This is a genomic window from Pseudarthrobacter sp. CC12 (assembly GCF_039907755.1).
GTDB lineage: Bacteria > Actinomycetota > Actinomycetes > Actinomycetales > Micrococcaceae > Arthrobacter > Arthrobacter niigatensis.
Genome location: NZ_JARDJH010000020.1, coordinates 61,867 through 82,290, shown reverse-complemented (window position 1 = coordinate 82,290; position 20,424 = coordinate 61,867). Strand labels below are relative to the sequence as shown.

Annotated in this window: 18 protein-coding genes; 12 read left to right on the top strand and 6 right to left on the bottom strand. The window is 66.1% G+C overall.

Annotation, left to right across the window (positions count from 1 at the left end; genetic code table 11):
* The 5 genes from PV772_RS14485 to PV772_RS14465 form a co-directional block, all read left to right on the top strand.
* Nucleotides 1-1,293 (top strand): CoA-acylating methylmalonate-semialdehyde dehydrogenase (locus tag PV772_RS14485; protein ID WP_347886602.1); only part of this gene is annotated, 1,293 nt, incomplete at its 5' end.
* A gap of 75 nt (nt 1,294-1,368) precedes the next feature.
* Nucleotides 1,369-2,280, top strand: a complete 912-nt coding sequence (locus PV772_RS14480) for a sugar phosphate isomerase/epimerase (protein ID WP_347886601.1) — start codon at nt 1,369-1,371, stop codon at nt 2,278-2,280.
* Nucleotides 2,281-2,308: 28 nt separating this feature from the next.
* Complete coding sequence (locus tag PV772_RS14475; protein WP_347886600.1) at nt 2,309-3,322, top strand: Gfo/Idh/MocA family oxidoreductase; 1,014 nt, start codon at nt 2,309-2,311, stop codon at nt 3,320-3,322.
* A gap of 71 nt (nt 3,323-3,393) precedes the next feature.
* Nucleotides 3,394-4,269 carry a sugar phosphate isomerase/epimerase gene (locus PV772_RS14470; RefSeq protein WP_347886599.1) on the top strand — a complete coding sequence of 292 codons (876 nt, stop codon included), beginning with the start codon at nt 3,394-3,396 and terminating at the stop codon, nt 4,267-4,269.
* On the top strand, nt 4,266-5,705 hold the full coding sequence (locus tag PV772_RS14465) for a sugar porter family MFS transporter (protein WP_347886598.1): 1,440 nt from the start codon (nt 4,266-4,268) through the stop codon (nt 5,703-5,705). The genes PV772_RS14470 and PV772_RS14465 overlap by 4 nt, the downstream gene beginning before the upstream one ends.
* 88 nt (nt 5,706-5,793) lie before the next feature.
* On the opposite strand, the gene PV772_RS14460 is transcribed toward PV772_RS14465, so the two are convergent.
* Entirely contained in the window at nt 5,794-6,243 is a 450-nt protein-coding gene (locus PV772_RS14460) for a MarR family transcriptional regulator (RefSeq protein WP_141180842.1), read from the bottom strand.
* Between the two features lie 164 nt (nt 6,244-6,407).
* Here PV772_RS14460 and PV772_RS14455 point away from each other — a divergent pair, with 164 nt between their 5' ends.
* On the top strand, nt 6,408-7,610 hold the full coding sequence (locus PV772_RS14455) for an MFS transporter (RefSeq protein ID WP_347886597.1): 1,203 nt from the start codon (nt 6,408-6,410) through the stop codon (nt 7,608-7,610).
* Here PV772_RS14455 and PV772_RS14450 read toward each other — a convergent pair.
* From PV772_RS14450 to PV772_RS14440, 3 genes are read right to left on the bottom strand one after another with little or no spacing between them, the layout of a single operon-like run.
* Nucleotides 7,607-8,623: a LacI family DNA-binding transcriptional regulator gene (locus PV772_RS14450; RefSeq protein ID WP_347886596.1), complete on the bottom strand. Its 1,017-nt coding sequence runs from the start codon at nt 8,621-8,623 to the stop codon at nt 7,607-7,609. The two genes, PV772_RS14455 and PV772_RS14450, sit on opposite strands and share 4 nt — an antisense overlap.
* Before the next feature lie 46 nt (nt 8,624-8,669).
* Nucleotides 8,670-9,563: a 5-deoxy-glucuronate isomerase gene (gene iolB / locus PV772_RS14445; protein WP_347886595.1), complete on the bottom strand. Its 894-nt coding sequence runs from the start codon at nt 9,561-9,563 to the stop codon at nt 8,670-8,672.
* Between the two features lie 17 nt (nt 9,564-9,580).
* Nucleotides 9,581-10,321 carry a GntR family transcriptional regulator gene (locus PV772_RS14440; RefSeq protein WP_347886594.1) on the bottom strand — a complete coding sequence of 247 codons (741 nt, stop codon included), beginning with the start codon at nt 10,319-10,321 and terminating at the stop codon, nt 9,581-9,583.
* Between the two features lie 316 nt (nt 10,322-10,637).
* Between PV772_RS14440 and PV772_RS14435 the strand changes: the two genes are divergently transcribed.
* Together PV772_RS14435 and PV772_RS14430 are read left to right on the top strand one after the other, a co-directional pair.
* On the top strand, nt 10,638-12,035 hold the full coding sequence (locus PV772_RS14435) for a sugar porter family MFS transporter (RefSeq protein ID WP_347886593.1): 1,398 nt from the start codon (nt 10,638-10,640) through the stop codon (nt 12,033-12,035).
* A gap of 62 nt (nt 12,036-12,097) precedes the next feature.
* Nucleotides 12,098-13,234, top strand: a complete 1,137-nt coding sequence (locus PV772_RS14430; RefSeq protein WP_141157980.1) for an LOG family protein — start codon at nt 12,098-12,100, stop codon at nt 13,232-13,234.
* Nucleotides 13,235-13,274: 40 nt separating this feature from the next.
* Here PV772_RS14430 and PV772_RS14425 read toward each other — a convergent pair whose 3' ends face one another.
* Nucleotides 13,275-14,360 carry a VIT1/CCC1 transporter family protein gene (locus PV772_RS14425; RefSeq protein WP_347886604.1) on the bottom strand — a complete coding sequence of 362 codons (1,086 nt, stop codon included), beginning with the start codon at nt 14,358-14,360 and terminating at the stop codon, nt 13,275-13,277.
* Nucleotides 14,361-14,680: 320 nt separating this feature from the next.
* Here PV772_RS14425 and PV772_RS14420 point away from each other — a divergent pair, with 320 nt between their 5' ends.
* Nucleotides 14,681-14,905, top strand: coding sequence for a hypothetical protein (locus tag PV772_RS14420; protein WP_141157978.1), 225 nt, complete (start codon nt 14,681-14,683; stop codon nt 14,903-14,905).
* Between the two features lie 74 nt (nt 14,906-14,979).
* Here the strand turns inward: PV772_RS14420 and PV772_RS14415 are convergent, their stop codons facing one another.
* The gene (locus PV772_RS14415; protein ID WP_347886592.1) at nt 14,980-16,506 is read right to left on the bottom strand and encodes a sodium:solute symporter; all 1,527 of its coding nucleotides are present in this window, start codon (nt 16,504-16,506) and stop codon (nt 14,980-14,982) included.
* A 259-nt stretch (nt 16,507-16,765) separates the two neighbouring features.
* Here PV772_RS14415 and PV772_RS14410 point away from each other — a divergent pair, with 259 nt between their 5' ends.
* The 3 genes from PV772_RS14410 (at nt 16,766) to PV772_RS14400 (ending at nt 20,347) form a co-directional block, all read left to right on the top strand.
* On the top strand, nt 16,766-17,341 hold the full coding sequence (locus PV772_RS14410; protein ID WP_141157976.1) for a cupin domain-containing protein: 576 nt from the start codon (nt 16,766-16,768) through the stop codon (nt 17,339-17,341).
* Nucleotides 17,342-17,590: 249 nt separating this feature from the next.
* Entirely contained in the window at nt 17,591-18,655 is a 1,065-nt protein-coding gene (gene speB / locus PV772_RS14405; RefSeq protein ID WP_347886591.1) for an agmatinase, read from the top strand.
* 3 nt (nt 18,656-18,658) lie between these two features.
* A complete protein-coding gene (locus tag PV772_RS14400; RefSeq protein ID WP_347886590.1) occupies nt 18,659-20,347 on the top strand; it encodes a thiamine pyrophosphate-binding protein in 1,689 nt (562 codons plus the stop codon).
* Nucleotides 20,348-20,424 lie beyond the last annotated feature (77 nt).

The window sequence follows — 20,424 nt, the reverse complement described above, 5'->3', positions numbered from 1 at the left end:
GTGCTGTTCAAGTTCCGCGAGCTCGTCGCCGCCCACGTCGATGAACTGGCCCAGCTGGTCACCGCCGAGCACGGCAAAGTCCTCTCCGACGCCAAGGGCGAGATCGGGCGCGGCCTGGAGGTCGTGGAGTTCGCCTGCGGCATCCCCACCCTGCTCAAGGGCGACTACTCGGACCAGGTCTCCACCGGCATCGATGTGTTCTCCTTCCGCGAGCCCCTCGGCGTCGTCGCCGGCATCACGCCGTTCAACTTCCCAGTCATGGTGCCGCTGTGGATGGCGCCGATGGCGATCGCCACCGGCAACGCGTTCATCCTCAAGCCCTCCGAACGCGATCCCTCCGCCTCGCTGCTGCTGGCCAGGCTGTGGAAGGAGGCCGGGCTGCCGGACGGTGTGTTCCAGGTCCTGCACGGCGACAAGGAAACGGTCGACGGGCTGCTGACCCACCCGGACGTCGACGGCATTTCCTTCGTCGGGTCCACCCCGATCGCCCAGTACGTCCACGAAACCGCCACGAAGCACGGGAAGCGCGTCCAGGCCCTGGGCGGGGCAAAGAACCACGCCATCATCCTGCCCGACGCCGACCTGGACAACGCCGCCGACCACCTCGCCGCCGCTGCGTTCGGCTCTGCCGGGGAACGCTGCATGGCCATCTCGGTCGCCGTCGCCGTTGGAGACGCCGCCGACGCCCTGGTCGCCAAAGTCCAGGAACGCGCCGAAGCCGTCCAGGTCAACAACGGCACCGAACCCGGCGCCGAAATGGGGCCGGTCATCACCCCTGCCTCCAAGGAACGCATCGTCAAGATTGTCACAGAGGCGGAAACTGCCGGCGCCGCCATGGTGGTGGACGGCCGCGACCTCGTGGTCCCGGGCCACGAGAACGGCTTCTGGGTAGGCCCCACCGTCATCGACCACGTGAAGACCGAAATGACCGCGTACAAAGAGGAAATCTTCGGACCCGTCCTCGTCGTGGTCCGCGTCGACACCCTTGAAGACGGCATCACGCTGATCAACGCCAACCCCTACGGGAACGGCACCGCCATCTTCACCTCCTCCGGCGCCGCCGCCCGCAAGTTCCAGCGGTCGGTGACCGTGGGCATGATCGGCATCAATGTGCCCCTCCCGGTCCCGGTGGCCTACCACTCCTTCGGCGGCTGGAAAGCATCCCTCTTCGGCGACAAGCACATCTACGGACCCGAAGGCGTATCCTTCTACACCCGCGGCAAGGTGGTCACCTCCCGCTGGCCCGAAACCCACCACGCCTCGGGCGCCTCCTACAACTTCCCCTCCAACTGATCCCCACCGCCACCCTCGCCTCGCAAGCTCGGCCAGGCAACCCTGGCTGCGTGGCCCCTATCAAAGAGACAGACAATGACTGAGAACAAGCTGATCATCGGCACGGCGCCGGACTCCTGGGGCGTCTGGTTCGCGGATGACCCCAAGCAAACCCCGTGGGAACGCTTCCTGGACGAAGTGGCAGAATCCGGCTACAAGTGGATCGAACTGGGCCCCTACGGCTACCTGCCCACCGACCCCGCCCGCCTGGCGGAGGAACTCAAGCAGCGCGACCTGCAGATCTCCGCCGGCACGGTGTTCACCGCCTTCCACCGTGGCCTGGACCAGTGGGAAACAGCCTGGGAGCCGGCCCGCAAGGTGGCTGAACTGACGGCGGCCATGGGCGGTGAGCATATCGTGGTCATCCCGGCCATGTGGCGCGACGACGTCACAGGCGAAGCCGTGGAAAGCGGCACCCTGGACGACAAGGCCTGGAGCGACCTGTTTGACGGCCACAACCGCATGGGCAAGACCCTCCTGGAGGACTTCGGCCTGAAGCAGCAGTTCCACTCCCATGCCGACTCCCACGTGGGCGCGCAGGCGGACATCGAGACGCTGCTCGGTGCCACGGACCCGCAGTACCTGAACCTCTGCCTGGACACCGGCCATGCCGAATACTGCGGCGCCTCCAGCCTGGAACTGATCAAGAATTACCCGGACCGGATCGGCTACCTGCACTTGAAGCAGATCAACCCGGACATCCTCAGGCGGGTCAATGAGGAAAACATGACCTGGGCAGCTGCCAACCTGGCCGGTGTCATGACCGAACCGCCCAATGGCCTGCCGGACCTGCGCGCCGTCATCGACGCCGTGGAAGCGCTCAACCGGCCCGTCTTCGGCATCGTGGAGCAGGACATGTATCCCGTTGCCTTCGACGTCCCCATGCCCATTGCCAAGCGCACGCGCAACTACCTGCTGTCCTGCGGCTCCCGCACCGCCGTCAGCTAACCCCCATAGACACCAAAAGGACAAGACAATGACCGAAAACCTCCGCGTCGCCGTCATCGGCGCAGGCCGCATGGGCGCCGACCACATCCAGCGCCTCAACAAGCGCATCCACGGAGCCGAAGTTGCCGCCGTCGTCGACGTCGACCTTGCCCGAGCCCAGGCCGCCATCGAAGGCATTCCGGGCGCCGTGGCCCTCGCTGATGCCGAGGAAGCGCTCAACAACGGCGATGTCAACGCCGTCCTGATCGCCACCCCCGGCTTCCTGCACGAGGACATCCTGCTCAAGGCCCTCGCCAGGGATATCCCGATCCTCTGCGAAAAACCGCTCACCCCCGACGCCGCATCCTCCTGGAAGATCGTCGAGGCAGAGGTGGCTCTGGGCCACAAGCGGATCCAGGTGGGCTTCATGCGCCGCTTCGACGCCGAGTACGCCACGCTGGGTTCCATCATCCGCAACCACGAACTCGGCGAACTGTTGATGCTGCACCACCAGCACCGCAACCCGAGCACCCCCGAGGGCTTCACCAACGAGATGCTGATCAACGACTCCGTGGTCCACGAGTTCGACGCCATCCGGTTCTTCACGGGTGAGGAAATCACCAGTGTCCAGGTTCGCCTGGGCAAGGCCACCCGGAACGCCCCGAACGGCCAGCACGACCCCCAGCACGTCCTGCTGGAGACCGAGTCCGGCGTGCTGGCCGACGTCGAAATCTACGTCAACGCCAAGTTCGGCTACGAGGTGGCCACCCAGGCCTCGTTCGAGGACGGCATCGTCAGCATCGGCGGCGATAAGGGGCCCTACACCCGCAGCTCCGGCCGCTGGGGCGGCAACGTCACTCCGGGCTTCGAAGAGCGCTTCGGTGCGGCGTACGACGTCGAAATCCAGTCATGGGTTGATGCGGCACTTAAGGGCGAAATCGGCGGCCCTTCCGCCTGGGACGGGTACGCTACCGCGGCGTGCTGCGAAGCAGGCGTCGAAGCGCAGAAGAACGGTGAAAAGGTCGCCGTGAAGCTGGCCGCAAAGCCCGACCTCTACAAGTAGGACAAACAAGGGGACGGAATGCATTCCGTTCCCTTCTCCTGCCCCTGACTGATCCACAATGGAGTGTTTTCGTGAAAATCGCACTTGACCCCACCCCGTTCCACCACTCGCACAGCCTGCTGGAGTTCCCCAAGGTGGTGGCGGACCTTGGCTACAAGTACATGCAGATGACCCCGCACGCGGACTTCATCCCCTTCTTCAACCACCCCAAGGCCGACGATGAGCTGGTGGGCCAGCTGAAGAAAGCCTGCAAGGATGCCGGAATCGAGATCGCCTCGGTCCTGCCGGTGCTTCGCTGGTCCGGCCCGGACGAGGACGCGCGTGAGGCCGCCGTCCGCTACTGGAAACGTGCCATCCAGATCACCGTGGACCTGGGCGTCAGCACCATGAACACCGAGTTCAGCGGCAGGCCGGAAAAGGCCGAGGAATCCGAGCGGGCGTTCTACCGTTCCATGGAGGAACTGCTGCCCATCATCGAGCGTGAGGGCATCGACCTGCTGATCGACCCCCACCCCGACGACTTCGTGGAGGAAGGCCTCGCCGCCATCCGCGTGATCCGGGGCGTGAACTCGAAGAACGTCGGCATGGTCTATGTGGCGTCGCACAGCTTCCACATGAAGAACTCCCCGCTGGACATCATGCGGGCGGCGGGGGACAAGCTCCGCCTGGTCCACGTGGCCGACACCATGGACCACCACGCCTCACACGGGCTGCGCTACATCACCAACCCGCCGGGCAACCCGGTCCGCGTCCACCAGCACCTGAAGATCGGCGACGGCGACGTCAACTGGGACGAGTTCTTCGGCGGCCTGAAGGAAATCGGCTTCCTGGACCGCGAGAATACTGTGATGGTCTCCAGCGTCTTTGCCGAAAACGAATATGCCGAAGAGGTCTCCCGCTACCAGCTGGAAACCATGAAGCAGTACGTCCAAAAGGTAAGCCTATGAGTTCGCCTGCCTCCGGGAGGTCAGCGTCCATGCAGCCCGGCAACCATCACCGGGCCCTGCGGACCGTCACCATCATCTCCACCTTCGGCGGCCTGCTGTTCGGCTACGACACCGGCGTGATCAATGGCGCACTGCCGTATATGCAGGAGGACCTGGGCCTTACGCCGCTCACCGAAGGCCTGGTCACATCGTCCCTGCTGTTCGGGGCAGCCTTCGGCGCCCTGTTCGGCGGACGCCTGGCGGACCGCAACGGCCGACGCAAAATGATCATGGTGCTGGCGGTCATTTTCCTCGCGGGCACCATCGGCTGCACCCTCTCGCCCAACACCGGGGTGATGATCGCCGCCCGGTTCATCCTGGGACTCGCCGTGGGCGGGGCATCGGTGACAGTGCCCGTATACCTGGCGGAGGTATCGCCGAGCAACCGGCGCGGCCGGATCGTCACCCAGAACGAACTCATGATCGTCACCGGGCAGCTGCTTGCGTTCATCTTCAACGCCTACCTGGGCAACTCCTTCGGTGAATCGCACGGCATCTGGCGCTGGATGCTGGTCATCGCCACCCTGCCCGCCATCGCGCTGTGGATCGGGATGAACTTCATGCCCGAGAGTCCACGCTGGCTGGCCTCCATCGGCAGCTTCGGCGAGACGCTCAGCGTGCTGCAGCGGATCCGGTCGCAGGAGGAAGCCCGCAGGGAATTCGAGGAAGTCAAAGCCATGGCCGTGGAGGACTACAAGTCCAAAATGGGTTCATGGAAGGACCTGGGCATCCCGTGGCTCCGCAGGATCTTCGTGGTGGGCCTGGGCCTCGCGGTGATCCAGCAGATCACCGGCGTGAATTCGATCATGTACTACGGCACCCAGATCCTCTCGCAGTCCGGCTTCGGACGCGAAGCTGCCTTGACGGCCAACATCGCCAATGGGGTCATTTCGGTACTGGCCACGTTCGTGGGGATCTGGCTGCTGGGCAGGGTGGGGCGGCGCAGGATGCTGATCACCGGGCAGGTGGGGACCACCACGGCACTGTTGCTGATCGGCTTCTTCTCGCTGATCCTGCCGGAAGGCTCCGCCCGGGGCTTCGTCATCCTGGCACTCACTGTGACGTTCCTGGCCTTCCAACAGGGCGCAATTTCCCCGGTCACCTGGCTGATGCTCTCGGAAATCTTCCCGCTGAAGATCCGCGGCCTGGGCATGGGGGCCTCGGCCTTCCTGCTGTGGATCGTGAACTTCCTGATCGGATTCGGGTTCCCGCAGCTGCTGGCCGCCATCGGCATCTCCAACACGTTCTTCGTGTTTGCAGTGCTTGGCGTGGGGGCCATCGCCTTCGCCGCGAAATACGTTCCCGAAACCAGGGACAAGAGCCTTGAGGACCTGGAGCACTACTTCAAAAACGTCGCCGGCGGCAAAGCTGAGGCGTCCGCCGCGAAGATTTCCTGACCGGACCAGCCACACCCGGTTCTTACCAGCAATGCCCCCACGAGCATCCGCGCGGGGGCGTTGCTGGTGTCTTTAATAAGCCGGTGTCCTAGGCGCGCGCGTGCAGCCGCGGCAGCGCATCCACCAGCGGGGCCAGCTCGGGGATGTCCCGCGCCGCTCCCAGGGCACGTTCCAGGGTGGCGTCGTGCACCGGCCTCGCTTCCTCAAGGAGGCTGAGGCCGCTGGGCGTTAACTCCGTGTAGATGCCGCGGCGGTCGTCGTCGCACAGGATCCGGGTCAGCAGGCCCCGGTCCTCCAGCCGGTTCACCAGCCGGGTGGTTGCGCTGGGGCTCAGTGCCGTGGCGCGCGCCAGCTGCTGCATCCGCATGTGCCAGCCGTCCTGCCGGCTCAGGGCATCAAGCACCGTGTATTCCACCACGGACAGCTTCGACTCGGCCTGGAGGCTGCGTTCCAGTTCGTTTTCGATCAGCCCGTGCAGGGCTGCCAGGGTGCGCCAGCCCTGGGCACGGACCTCAACGGCGTCGTCCTTGATGCCCATGGTTGCTCCTTCGAAGACGGCGGAAGGCGCCATCCCTTGCTGCGGTCATAGATAGTTGTTTGCGCGGTATATTTGCATGTGCAACAATAAATACCGCGCCTGCAACTATCTTAGGCGCCTTCCCGCCTCGGGAACAACCACGAACAGCTCAAAGGAGCATCCTCATGCCTGTTGGCCTGATAGCACTCGCCCTGGGCGGGTTTGGCATTGGCCTCACGGAATTCGTGATCGCCGGCCTCCTTCCGCAGGTGGCAACCGATTTCGAGGTCAGCGAGGCCTCCGCCGGCTGGTTCATCTCCGGCTACGCACTCTCCGTGGTGGTGGGAGCGCTCGGCCTGACCGCAGCCGTAACCCGCTTCCAGCGCAAACCCGTGCTGGCTGCCCTGCTGGTCCTGTTCATTGCCGGCAACCTGCTCTCCGCTACGGCGGACGGTTACTGGGCCATGATGCTGGGCCGCGTCATCGCAGCCCTTTCGCACGGCGCCTTTTTCGGAATCGGAGCCGTGGTGGCGGCCGGCATGGTTCCGCCCAGCAAGAAGGCAGGGGCCATTGCCCTGATGTTCACCGGGCTGACGGCCGCCAATGTCCTGGGTGTCCCGTTCGGAACCCTGCTGGGCCAGGCGGCGGGCTGGCGCGCCACGTTCTGGGCCATCACCGTCATTGGCGTAGCCGCGCTCGCCGGGATCCTTGCACTCGTCCCCGCATCTGCCGGTGGAACGGAAGAGGCGGCCAGCCTCCGCTCCGAACTGCGTGCCTTCCGCTCCGGGCAGGTATGGCTGTCCATCGTGGTGACCATCCTGGGCTTCGGCGGCATGTTCGGTGCGTTCACCTACATCGCCTACACCCTCACGGAGGTATCCGGATTTGCCGCCTCCACCGTGCCGTGGCTGCTCATTGTCTTCGGCGTGGGCCTCTTCGCCGGCAACACCCTGGGCGGGAAGGCCGCCGACCGCAACGTGGACAGGACGCTGCTGGTGGTGCTCGCTGCGCTCACCGTGGTCCTGGTGGCGTTCGCCCTGACGGCCACCAACCCCGTCCTGACGATCATCTCTTTGGTGCTGATGGGCGGCTTCGGCTTCGCCACCGTCCCGGGCCTGCAGATGCGCGTCATGAAGTACGCCGCCGGTGCTCCCACCCTCGCCTCCGGCGCCAATATCGGTGCCTTCAATGTGGGCAACGCCCTGGGCGCCTGGCTGGGCGGCGTCGCCATCACCGCCGGCTTCGGTTACACCTCGCCCATCTGGGCAGGTGCAGCCATTACGCTGGCCGGAGTGGTGGTGATGGCCCTCGCCGCGGCGGGCGCCAAGCGGGGCGAAAAGCGGCCGGGCAAAGAGGTGCGGGCCGTGGACGAGCTGGCCGTCCGCTAAGCGGCGGGATCCGAGGAGCGGCGCACCATCAGGGCGGGTTCAAGCTTCCGGGTCACGGCCTGTCCGGCCGTCCCGGCGACCCGCTCCAGCATGGCTTGCGCCGCCAGCTGGCCCAGCTGCCCCGCGTGCTGGTCAATGGACGTCAGGCCAATCAGGGGGGAGGCCGCTACTTCGATGTTATCGCAGCCGACGATTGCCACGTCGCTCGGAACGGACAGTCCGCGCGACGCCAGGGCCTCCATGATGCCGATGGCGGTGAGGTCATTGTGCGCAAAGACGGCGGTGGGGAGCGTGGCGCCGGAGTCCAGGAACTGTTCCATCACGGCCCGGCCGCCGCGTTCGGTCATGTCGCTGTGGACCAGCTGTGGCTCCAGCCCGAACTGTTCCATGGCGTGCAGGTAGCCCTCCCGCCGCGCGGTATAGGGGAGCCAGTCCGAGATGTCCACGTGGGCGATCCGCCGGTGCCCCAGTCCGTACAGGTGCTCCACGGCAAGCGCTCCGGAACGGAAGTCGTCGGTCAAAACGGAATCCACGCCGTCGACCTCCAGCTCCCGGGTGATGACCACGGCGGGCGTTCCCCGCAGTGCCCCGGCCAAATCCGCCGAGGTGCCGGTATAGCCCGCCAGCAGGACGCCGTCCACGCGCAGGTCCACGAAGGACCGGACGGCTTCCAGTTCCGTTCCCGGATCAGCGGAGCCGACGGCGACCATCACCTGGTTGCCGCTTCCCGCCAGGCCTTCGGTGATGCCGTCATAGATGTCTGCGAAGACCGGGTTGTGCAGGTCGAGGAAGAGGACTCCGATGGTGTTGGTCCGGTGGCTGGCCAGCCGGCTTGCCAGCCTGTTGGGCGAGTAGCCCAGGGCGGCGGCTGCTTCCAGCACGGCCGTCCGCTTGGCGGGGGAGACCTTGGGGGAATCCCGCATGACCAGGGACACCAGGGCGCGGCTCACCCCGGCGTCCCGTGCCACATCCTCCATGGTCACGGACCGCGGCGCAGGAGACGTCTGTTTCACAAGACTCCACTATGCCAGCCTGCCGCCACCTGCCGGGCAAGGTTCCCTACGCGCCGAACGGCAGCCGGGGATCGATGTTCTGGCTCTCCCACGTCTGCCGGACCCAGCCGTGGTGCGGGTCGTCGCTGATCAGCCACTCCCGCACGGGCCCGGGGCCGGCCATGACGTTGAGGTAGTAGAGGTCGTAGCCGGGAGCCGCCATGGCCGGGCCATGCCAGCCGTAAGGGACCAGGACCACGTCCCCGGTCCGTACTTCGGCGGAAACATCGATAGGCCGCTCATCGGAGGCGTAGACACGCTGGTAGCCGATGGCGTCGGCGTCTGCAGGTGCTCCCGGTCCGGCGCCCACCTGCGTCTCGAAGTAGTAGATCTCCTCAAGGGAGGTTTCGCCGTCTTTTTCCTCGTCATGCTTGTGGGGAGGGTAGGAGGACCAGTTGCCGGCGGGAGTGAGCACCTCACACACGATGAAGCGGTCAGCCTCGAGCGCGGCAGGGGTGCCGAAGTTGTGGACCTGGCGCGAGCAGTTGCCCGCGCCGCGCAGCTCCACCGGAGTTTCTGCGGCGGACAGCAGCCTGGTGGGGTAGGAAGCCTGGGCCGGTGCGGTGGCGACCGCCACCCTGCCGCCGTCGGCCGAGCTGATGCCGACTGCGCGGCCGGTGCCGGAATACAGCACATCGGTCGGACCTGCGAACACCGAGCGGCGGCCCTGCAGCGGGTAGTCCGTGCCGTCAACGGTGACGGTGAAGGACCCGTTGAGCGGCACCACGATGCGTTCCTCGTCCGCGGCGGGGAGTTCGACGGCGGCCCCCGCCGGCAGGGTGGCCACCTTCAGTCCGGTGTGCGCCCAGCCGTCCACGGCCAGGGGGGAATCGGAGGTTCCGATGGACACGTCCCAGGTGCCGTCGGCGGCGGTGCCCAGGGGGTAGACCCAGTTGGTCATGGAGTTGGCTCCTTGGATTATCGCTGTACGAGTGTCATTTCAAAGCTGTAGGAATCGGCGCGGTACACGTGGTGGCCGGTTTCAACCCGCCGGCCGGTATCGTCCACCGCAGTGCGTTCCATGGTCACCAGCGCCGAGCCTGCCGGGGTGTCCAGCATGGAAGCCTGGTACTCGTTGGCGGTCATCGCACCGATGCGCTGGGTGGCGAGCCGGAAGTTCACGCCTCCGCGGCGGAGGATCGAGTAGAGGCCTTCTGCCTTGAGCATGGCTTCATCCATCTCGGCAATGTCGTCGCGCACCCAGTTCTCCATGAGGGCCAGGGGCTTGCCGCCCACCTTCCGCAGCCGGGTGAAGTGGTACACCTTCGAGCCTGCGGGAAGCTGCAGGGTAGTGATCGTGGCGTCATCCGCCTCGAGGTGCGAGAAGCTCAGCACCTCGGTGGTGGGCTTCTTGCCATTGTTGGTCAGGTCGTCATAGAGGCTGGAAAGCTCCAGCGGCCGGCGCACCTGGCTCGACACCACCTGCGTTCCCACGCCCCGCTTCCGCACCAGCAGCCCGGACCGGACCAGCTCATCCATGGCCTTGCGCATGGTGGGCCGCGACAGGTTCAGCTGTGCGGCGAGATCGATCTCGTTGTCCAGCCGGCTGCCGGGCTCCAGCACCCCGCTGTAGATTGCCGCTTCAATGCCCTGGACCACCTGGTGGTACAGGGGCACGGGGGAGGAGCGGTTGATGGTGAGTCCCAGGTTGTTGGCCACGGTGCGTTCCCCTCGTCTTTGGTGCGGGCGACTCCGCCCGGTCTGGACAGCCGGCCTGCGGGCAGTTTGACGCTATATGTTCGCTTGATAGGACATAGTTCCTTCCTTGATCGTAGCAGGCGCGCCCGGGTGGTCAAGGGTGGCTGTGCCGCGCTTCAGCCAAAGGAATTGGAAAAATATTGTGCTGACATTAAGACTTTTTATTGACGCACCTGATTAGAGCGCTCTAACGTAGGTGGCACGCATCACATTCCCGACCGGTCATCCGGTCCCCGAGAGAATTTGAGAGGCAACAATGCTGTTGCAAAAACAAACCATGGCTGCCACCGGCAGCAGGCGCCGCGGCTACCTCGCCCGGCTCACCGTGATCTCCACCTTGGGCGGCCTGCTCTTCGGGTACGACACCGGCGTGATCTCCGGCGCCCTGCTGTACATGAACGACTCCCTCAACATGAACGCCGTGGAGGAAGCAACCGTGGTGAGCGCACTGCTGTTCCCCGGTGCCGCCGTCGGCGCCCTTACCGGCGGGCGGATGGCTGACAAGCTGGGCCGTCGTGGCTCACTGCTGGTCTGCGCACTGCTATTCCTGCTGGGTGCCATGGGCTGCGCCCTTGCGCCCAGCGTGACCTTCATGATTGCCGCCCGCATCGTGCTGGGCCTGGGGGTGGGCGCCGCCGCTGTGACCTGCCCGCTGTACCTGGCGGAGATGGCTCCTGCCCATCTTCGTGGCCGGATGGTCACCATCAACGAACTCATGATCGTGACCGGCCAGATGCTGGCATTCGCCATCAATGCGCTCCTGGATGCCCTGATCCACGACAACGAGGTCTGGCGGAGCATGCTGGGCATCGCTTCCATCCCTGCCCTCGCACTGCTCGCCGGCATGCTGATGCTGCCGGAATCGCCCCGCTGGTACGCCATCCGCGGCCGCCTGGAAGACAGCCGCCGGGTCCTGAACCTGAGCCGCAGCCCGGAAGAGGCAACCGCCGAGTTCGAGGAAATCGCCCACGCAGCGCGCACGGCCAAGGAAGAACGCGGTCACGCCCTCCGCGACCTGAAGAACAACCCATGGATGCGCCGGCTGCTCTGGATCGGTATTGGCCTGGCCACCGTCCAGCAGGCAACCGGCATCAACACCGTGAACTACTACGCCCCCACCATCCTGGAAAAGAGCGGGCTTGGCGTCAGCGCATCGCTGGTGGCCACCATCGGCGTCGGCGTTACCTCAGTGCTCATGACCGTCCTGGGTATCTGGTTGCTCGGCTTTGTTGGCCGCCGCCGGATGCTGGTGATCGGATTCTCCGGAGTTGTCGGTGCCCAGGCCCTGCTGGCCGTCGTCTTCCTCCTCCCGCAGTCGGACCTTGCCAGCTACACCATCCTGGCCGCGATGATGCTGTTCGTTGCCTTCGTCCAGTGCTTCATCGGCACCTGCGTCTGGCTCCTGCTCTCCGAAATGTTCCCGCTCGCCATCCGCGGTTTCGCCATGGGAATTGCGGTCTTCGCGCTGTGGACCGTAAACGCGGCCATCTCCTTCCTGTTCCCGATCGTGGTCAACGCCCTGGGATCCACGGGTACCTTCGGCCTCTTCGTCCTGGTCAACGTGGCTTCCCTGGCGTTCGTCATCAAATTCGTGCCGGAGACCAAGGGCCACTCCCTCGAGGACCTCGAAGCGCACTTCCGCGATGGTGAGGTGCCGGCGAAGCTTTCGGTGTAGCCGCCGCGGTTGCGGTTGGTGGCCTAGGCTGGCTGCATGATGTGGAGCGCGGGGCAGCAACCATGAATTTCGCCGGAAGCCTTGGTCCCCGCCCCCGCAACCTCGAAGTCCAGGACCTGGCCAGCTTCGACAGCCTGGTGGCCGGCGGTGCGGTCAACCTGCACGGCTGGCATGCGCAGTCGCTGGACCTGCGGGGCCGGTCCGCGGCACTCAAAAACGTCCGCGTCGAGGGCGCGATGTTCCTGGGCTGCATCTTCGACGACGGTATGGAAGCCAACCTCCGCAGCCGCGGCGCCTTGATCTTCCCCAGGCTTGAAGGAGTCCCTTTCGACCCATACCGGGCCGTCCTGTATTCCCCGGCCGAACTGTACGCCGGACTGGCAACCGCACCGTATGAGGAATTGCCGGATGCGCGCATCTACCACTGGAGCATCCAGCCCGGCCAGCGCCACCGCGTGGACTCGACGCTGGCCTCGGCCCTGCATGACCATGCGATCGGCGATGCGCTGGATGAGCTGACCCGGTCCGGAGCGTGGCACCGCCGCTCTATCGTCGGCGTGATGGGCGGCCACGCAGCGCCCCGCGGCAGCCGGGAGTTTGCAGACGCGGCCCGGCTGGGCAGGCTCCTGGCCCTTGACGGCCATTCGGTGGCAACGGGCGGCGGCCCCGGGGCCATGGAGGCAGCGAACCTCGGCGCGTACCTGAGCCGGGCGTCCGACGGTGACGTGCAGGCAGCGCTTGCCACGCTCGCCGCTGTTCCCGGCTTCCGTCCCTCGGTCTCGGCGTGGGCACGTGCGGCGGCTGCCGTCGTCGAACGCCATCCGGACGGGACGCCGTCCCTCGGGATCCCCACCTGGTTCTACGGACACGAACCGCCCAACTACTTCGCCACGCACATCGCCAAATATTTCGCCAATGCCATCCGCGAGGCCATCCTTCTGGAACTGTGCCACGGCGGAATCGTCTTCCTGCCGGGAGCGGCCGGTACGGTCCAGGAGATCTTCCAGGACGCCTGCGAGAACTACTACGGCGCCCGCGAGAAAGTGGCCCCCATGGTGCTGGTGGGCCGCCGGCACTGGGAGCAGGAGTACCCGGCGTGGCCCATGCTCCGCAGCCTGGCCGCGGGCAGGGCCATGGCGGACTACATCCACCTCGTGGACACGGTGGAGGAAGCAGTGGAGGTCCTCCGGCAGCGCTGAACGCTGCCGGAGGACCTCCACGAAGTGTCCTTGCCTGGTGCTAGCCGACGGCGGTGCCGAAGAGCAGGCCCAGCAGGTAGGTGATGGCTGCCGCGCCCAGGCCGATGGCAAGCTGCCGCAGGCCGCGGGTCAGCGGGGAAGTGCCGGACAGCAGGCCGACGGCGGCACCGGTGGCAAGGAGCGCGACGCCCACCAGGGCGCCTGCCACCACGAGCGCGGCGACGCCGGTCAGGCCGAACAGGAACGGCAGGATGGGGACGATGGCGCCGGAGGCGAAGAAGCAGAAGCTGGACAGCGCCGCACCCCAGGCGGTACCCACTGCCTCGTGCTGGTCCTCTGCCTCCGGCAGGTCAGGCTGCAGGGAAAGGCTGGGATCGCAGTCGCAGGGCAGCAGCCCCATGCGCTCTGCCACACGGTGTTCGGCCGCTTCCCGGGACATCCCGCGGGCCAGGTACACCAGGAGCAGTTCGTTGTGCTCGAGGTCAAGCTTGGGCGCGGCCGCCAGCGTGACCTGCGTGGGCCGGGTTGCGGCCAGCAGTTCGCGCTGGGAGCGGACGGAAATGAATTCGCCCGCGCCCATGGACATGGCACCGGCCAGGAGTCCGGCGATGCCGCTGAGCAGCACCACGCTGCTGGCCACGCCGGAGGCAGCCATGCCCATCACCAGGGAGAGGTTGCTGACCAAGCCATCGTTCGCGCCGAACACCGCGGCGCGGAAGGTGCCGGCCAGGCGGTTGCGGCCGCGGGTGGCCAGGCCCCGGACCACTTCCTCATGGATCTGCTCATCGGCGGCCATCGCGGCGGTGGCGTTCGGGTCCTTGGCGTAGGGGGAGCGGCCTTCGGCGCGCTGGGCCAGGGCCAGGACGAATACGGAGCCGAAATGCCGGGCCAGGAACCCGAGGAACCGGCTGCGGGCGGAGGCCCTCTTCGGCTTGCCGGCGTGCTCGCCCAGCAGCGCGAGCCAGTGGGCTTCGTGCCGGCCTTCGGCCTCGGCCAGGGCCAGGAGGATGGACCGTTCCTCACCTTCGCGGTTCTGGGCCAGGTCCCGGTAGACGGCGGCTTCCGCGCGCTCGTCGGCCAGGTACTGGCGCCACCGCTTGATGTTCGACGGCGAGGGCTGGCCCACGCCGCCGGCCTCCGGGGGCGTGGCGTGGGAATGGGACTGGGCGTGCTGCGACACTGTAACTCCTGGGCTGGAAAGGGCATGAACTCGCGCCTTTGCCCTGCCAGCCTACTGCGGATTTCCGCGGTTTTTTGGCTGGCAAACCTCGCTGGAAAGTTTCGGTTGACCTTAAAAAACGCCCGGCACGATATCCCTGCGGAGGGCAGCTCCGGGCACCGCCGCGGCTATTGACCCGTCCGCCCGGGCGGTGCTCTGATGAAGGTGTGGCGCAGGCTGCGCCCTACCTGAAAGAGCACGTCAGGCGAACATACGGAGGTTGAATCATGAGCACCACCGGACAGCACCCGGACATGCCGCACCTGGACGCCGTCGAAGCGGACCCCGCCTACGATTACGCCGAGGATGCACCGGTAGACGACGCGGACTGGGACTCCGAAGACGGGTTCATTGACCAGGAAGAACCGGTGGTCCAGCCGGCACCGGTAGTCGTCGACGCCGAGGACCGCGAGGTCCCGCTGGATGACGACGAGCGCGACACGGGGGAGTAGGACTGACGACGCCGGCACCTCCTTCCGCTTGTTGGCGGGAGGCGGTGCCGGCGTCGTACTTTAATGCCTGGCAGTCAGTGGCCGGCGAGGACTTCCTGGGGAGTCCCTTCCTGCTCCTGCCCGGCAACGCGGCGCTGCCAGGCGCGCATGACCGCAGGATCGGTGGGGCGCGTCAGCAGCGAGGCGGCAACGTACACCGCGGCGGAGGCCAGCAGGCCGTAGTAGATCGGTTCGTTGGCGTAGATGCCGTCCAACGGAACCTCGGCGTTGACCTCAAGGATGATCATCGTCCCAAGGGTGATGACGGAGCCGACGGCCATCGAAGCAGCGGCGGCGATGCCGGTTCCGCGCTTCCACACCAGGCCGCCGAGGATCGCGACCAGCAGCCCGCCCACCAGGATGTCGTAGGCGATGGTCAGTGCCGCAACAACGTCCTTGGTGACGATGGCGATGATGATCGCCACAACGCCCAGGCCAAGGACCCATACGCGGTTGGCCTTGACGTCGTGCTCGGGGTTGTCGGAGTCGTCGGTGTTGATGGTCTTGCCGAACCAGCCGGCGACGAAGGGCACAACGTCGGCGCGGGCCACCGTGGCGGCCGCGATCAGGGCCCCGGAAGCCGTGGACATCATGGCGGCGACGGCGGCGGCGAGGACCAGGCCGCCGATTCCGATGGGCAGCAGGTTGGTGGCAACCTCCGCGTAGACCACGTCCTTGCCCAGGGCCTTCACGTCGATGGCGGGCAGCGCCACGCGGGCTCCCAGGCCAATCATTGCGCCGGCAGCACCATAGAGGATGCAGTAGAGGCCGGCTGTCGAACCGCCCCACCTGGCCACCTTGGGTGTTTTGGCAGTGAACACGCGCTGCCAGATGTCCTGGCCGATCAGCAGGCCCAGGGTGTAGACCACAAAGTAGGTGATGATCGTTTGGACGCCGATGCCGTCGATTTGGAAGAAGCTGGCATCAACCCGGCTGCGGATCCCGTCGAGTCCGCCGGCGGCGTTCAGTGTGAAGGGCAGCATGAGGAAGAAGATGCCCACCGTTTTGATGACGAACTGGACCTGGTCCGCCAGCGTGATGGACCACATGCCGCCGATGGTGGAGTACACCAGCACGATGGCACCGCCCACCGCTATGGCCAGCGCCCGGTCCCAGCCGAACAGGACGACGAAGATGGTGGCATAAGCACCCGTGGACGTGGCGCAGAGCATCAAAGTGTAGGCGAGCATCACGATGCCGGATGCCTCGGTGGCCCTGCTGCCGTAACGGAGGGTGAGCATCTGGGACACCGTGTAGATCTTCAGCTTCTGGATGGTCCCGGCGAAGAGCAGGCTCAGGAGCAGGACTCCGGCGCCGATGGCCACCACCAGCCACATTCCCGAGATGCCGAACTTGTAGCCCAGACCCACGCCCCCCACCGTGGACGCTCCGCCCAGGACGACGGCGGCCATGGTGCCGGTGTAAAGGAACGGGCCCAGGCGGCGGCCGGCCACCAGGAAGTCGCTGTTGTTCCTGGTGCGGGACTTGCCCCACCAGCCGAAGGCCAGCATTGCGAGGAGGTACACCACCACAATGGCGATGTTGATGGCACTTGCATCCATAAATGGCTCCTTGGAGCTGTTGGGGCCGGGTGTAATGACCCGGGGCGGGACGCCGGGAACCGCTGCGGACGAATACGGAGAAGACCTGTAATTGCCTTATAGGCAACAGGAGTTTTCAAAGACTAGGGTGTGACGTGGGTGACAGTCAAGGAGATCGCGCCTGCAGCGGCGTGGGTGTGGCATGCGCGTGTCACAAAAGCGGTGCCGATTAGTATGGCTCGAGAGTGGAGCCGGGCTGCCGGCCGTGAAAGGTTCGTAGATGAAGGCACTGCCAGTTGAGCCGAGCAATGTTCCCGTTGCCATTGGCTCCAGGATCCGGGCCGCCAGGCAGTCCCAGCGGCTCACCATCGAGCAGGTCGCGGATGCCACCGGCCTGACCAAGGGCTTCCTCAGCCGCGTGGAGCGGGACTTGACGTCTCCGTCCGTCGCTTCCCTGGTGACGCTGTGCCAGGTGCTCTCCATCTCCATCGGGGACCTGTTCGTGGCGCCGGAAACCCACCTCACCAAACGCAATGACGGTCCGCGCATCTCGCTCGGCGGCCAGGGCATCGTGGAGCGGCTTTTGACGGCCCGCTCGGAGCGTCGGGTCCAGATTATCCAGGCCGTGATCGAGCCGCATGGCCGCGGCGAGTCCGAGTTGTACGCAGTGGATTGCGACGTGGACGTCCTGCATGTCATCAAGGGCTCCATCAAGCTGATCCTCACCAACGAGGAATACGACCTCGATACAGGTGACACCGTGACCTTCCCGGGCCGGGAACCCCACACCTGGGTCAATCCCACGGACAAGCCGGTCGAGGTGCTCTGGGTCCTGGTGCCCGCCGCGAGCCGCTAGCGTCTTTCGGTCCCTGCGTCCCCGCCGGTTCCATCGGGTGTCACGCTGAGCACGCTTTTGGCCGCTTCCTCCCCGGCCTCCCTTTAGAACACGCGCTTCCAGCTCTTTCCGGCTGCCCAAAACGTGCTCTGTGTGACGCGGTGTCCCGAGGGCGATCTGCTCTTGGTAAACAGTTGGTGTCTCTTGGAAAACCGGGGTGTATGATGGCAATCACAGAAATCCCCAACTCCTCGAAGGAGAGGCCTCCCATTGGAAGAGCTGCGCATTGAAGCCAACGGCAACCTCGGCCCCATTGATTCATCCCGGATCCCCCGCTATGCCGGGGCTGCCACGTATGCCCGCCTTCCGCGGCTGGACCAGGTAGCCAAGGCTGATGTGACGGTGGTGGGAGTGCCTTTCGATTCGGGGGTCTCCTACCGTCCGGGTGCCCGCTTCGGCGCAAACCACGTCCGCGAGGCCAGCCGGCTGCTGCGCCCCTACAACCCCGCCTGGGACGTCAGCCCGTTCGAGAACATCCAGGTGGCCGATGCCGGGGACATGGCGGTCAACCCGTTCAACATCAATGAAGCCATTGAGACCATCCAGCAGAACGCGCTGGACCTCACCGCCGCCGGGAGCAAGCTGCTGACCCTGGGTGGCGACCACACCATCGCCCTGCCGCTGCTGCGCGCCGCTGCCGAACGCGCCGGCGGACCCATCGCCATGCTGCATTTCGACGCGCACCTGGACACGTGGGACACCTACTTCGGTGCCGCATACACCCACGGCACGCCCTTCCGCCGCGCAGTGGAGGAAGGCATCCTGGACACCGAGGCCATCAGCCATATTGGGACCCGCGGTCCGCTGTACGGCAAGAAGGACCTCGACGACGACCACCGCTTTGGGTTCGGCATCGTTACCTCCGCGGACGTGTACTACCAGGGCGTGCTGGAAACCGTGGCCAAGGTCCGTGACCGCATCGGCAACCGCCCGCTCTACATCTCCGTGGACATTGACGTCCTGGACCCGGCCCACGCGCCCGGCACGGGAACGCCCGAAGCAGGCGGCATCACCAGCCGCGAACTCCTGGAAATCATCCGCGGCTTCCGCGGAATGAACCTGGTGGGCGCCGACGTCGTCGAAGTGTCCCCGGCCTACGACCACGCCGAGATCACCGGCGTCGCGGCCAGCCACGTCGCGTACGAGCTGGTGACCCTGATGGCGGACAATGCTGTGCCCGGCAGCCGGTTCGGTGCGGAGACCGGGTACCAGGCCCAGGCGATCGGCCAGGAAGCCCGCCGCCCCGCCGGCTTCGCTGCCGCCACCAAGGAGTAGGCCGTGACGGAAATTGCCCCGGCGCCCCCGGCCCGGGGGAGCAGCGTCCGCAACGGCGGGGACCTCGTCGTCGAAACCCTCGAAGCGCTGGGCGCCAAGACCGTGTTCGGCATCCCGGGCCAGCACGCCCTGGGACTCTTTGATGCCATGGGCCGCGGCAACCTGCACTTTGTCTCCTCCCGGGTGGAGAACAACAGCGCCTTTGCCGCGGACGGGTACTCCCGCGCCACCGGCGAAGTTGGCGTGCTGTTCCTGTCCACCGGCCCCGGCGCGCTGACGTCCCTGGCTGGACTGCAGGAGGCCTATGCCACGGGCGTCCCCATGGTGGTGGTGGCCAGCCAGATTCCGTTGGAGGGACTCGGGGCCCGGCGCAAGGGCATGCTGCACCAGCTCGATGACCAGAAGGCCTCCGCGGCCAACGTCACCAAGAGCCAACGGCTGATCCAGCACGCTTCCGGAATCCCGTCGGCCATCCAGGACGCCTGGACCGAGGCCATCTCCTCCCCGCAGGGCCCGGTGTGGCTCGAGATTCCGCAAAACGTCCTGCTGGATCCGATCATGGTCCCGCCGGTGGAGGATGCCTTGGCGGAGGCGGCGGACAATCCACCGCGGATTGAACTGGTGCGCGAGGCCGTGAAGTGGCTGGAATCAGCCAAGCGCCCGGCCATCATCGCCGGCGGTGGAACCCGGCGCGGCAAGGCGGAGAAGTCCCTGTTGTCCATTGCCGAGAAGCTCCATGCGCCGGTCATCTGCACTCCTGGCGGCAACGGTGCGTTCCCCTGGAACCACGGGCTGTCCCTTCAGTCCTGGATCGAGGACCGGTACATGACCGACCTCCTCGAAGACGCGGACGTCCTGGTGGTCATCGGATCGTCCCTGGGCGAGGTTACGTCCAACTACTTCACCTTCGAACCGCGCGGCAGGATCATCCAGATCGACGCCGAACCCCGGGTACTGGAGTCCAATCGGCCAGGCTTGGGGATCCGCGCCGATGCTGGCCAGGCGCTGGCAGCCTTGGACTCAGCTCTTGGATCCGGCAGGGCAACGATGCCGGACTGGCACGGCAGCACGCCGGAAGAGCTGGTCAAGGAGTCGCTTGCCAAGGTCCGTGCCCGGCTGGAATCGCAGGACCTTGCCAAAGAACTGACGTTCATGGCCGCCATCCGGGAGGCCGTTCCAGCGGATATGCAGACGTTCTGGGACATGACCATCGCCGCCTACTGGGGCTGGTCCTGCTGGGACGCCCGTGAAGGGCAGTTCCACTCCGCACAGGGCGCCGGTGGCCTGGGCTATGCGTTTCCCGGCGCCATTGGAGCGGCGGTTGGGCTGGAGACTGCGGGTAAGCCCGGTCGGGTCCTTGCGGTCTCCGGTGACGGTTCGTCCATGTATTCCATTGCAGAACTGGCCACCGCCAAGCAGCACAACGTTCCGGTCACCTGGCTGATCGTGGACGACGGCGGCTACGGCATCCTGCGCGAATACATGGTGGGCGCGTTCGGCAAGGCCACGGCCACGGAATTGGCCCGTCCCGACTTTGTTGCGCTCGCCGAATCCTTTGGCGTGCCGGCCACCAGGGTGGCCCCGGAAGGCGTGGGGGACGCGCTCCGGGCCGGCTTCGCCGCTGACGGACCCAACGTCGTCGTTGTTGAAACCCTCCTCAAGATGTTCGGGCCTACGCACCTGGCCCCCTGACCGGGCACCAACCTTAAGCTCCCCCACGTCCTGGACACCGTCCCGCGGACGTGGGGGAGCTTGGCATTTAAGCTGCC

Excerpts from the sequence above, each read along its gene's own strand:
- PV772_RS14480 (WP_347886601.1), top strand. The coding sequence starts at position 1,369 with ATGACTGAGAACAAGCTGATCATCGGCACGGCGCCGGACTCCTGGGGC.
- PV772_RS14415 (WP_347886592.1), bottom strand. The coding sequence starts at position 16,506 with ATGGATGCAAGTGCCATCAACATCGCCATTGTGGTGGTGTACCTCCTC.
- iolB (WP_347886595.1), bottom strand. The coding sequence starts at position 9,563 with ATGACCAACTGGGTCTACCCCCTGGGCACCGCCGCCGACGGCACCTGG.
- PV772_RS14435 (WP_347886593.1), top strand. The coding sequence starts at position 10,638 with ATGGCTGCCACCGGCAGCAGGCGCCGCGGCTACCTCGCCCGGCTCACC.
- PV772_RS14455 (WP_347886597.1), top strand. The coding sequence starts at position 6,408 with ATGCCTGTTGGCCTGATAGCACTCGCCCTGGGCGGGTTTGGCATTGGC.
- PV772_RS14410 (WP_141157976.1), top strand. The coding sequence starts at position 16,766 with ATGAAGGCACTGCCAGTTGAGCCGAGCAATGTTCCCGTTGCCATTGGC.
- PV772_RS14475 (WP_347886600.1), top strand. The coding sequence starts at position 2,309 with ATGACCGAAAACCTCCGCGTCGCCGTCATCGGCGCAGGCCGCATGGGC.
- PV772_RS14420 (WP_141157978.1), top strand. The coding sequence starts at position 14,681 with ATGAGCACCACCGGACAGCACCCGGACATGCCGCACCTGGACGCCGTC.
- PV772_RS14430 (WP_141157980.1), top strand. The coding sequence starts at position 12,098 with ATGAATTTCGCCGGAAGCCTTGGTCCCCGCCCCCGCAACCTCGAAGTC.
- PV772_RS14460 (WP_141180842.1), bottom strand. The coding sequence starts at position 6,243 with ATGGGCATCAAGGACGACGCCGTTGAGGTCCGTGCCCAGGGCTGGCGC.
- PV772_RS14465 (WP_347886598.1), top strand. The coding sequence starts at position 4,266 with ATGAGTTCGCCTGCCTCCGGGAGGTCAGCGTCCATGCAGCCCGGCAAC.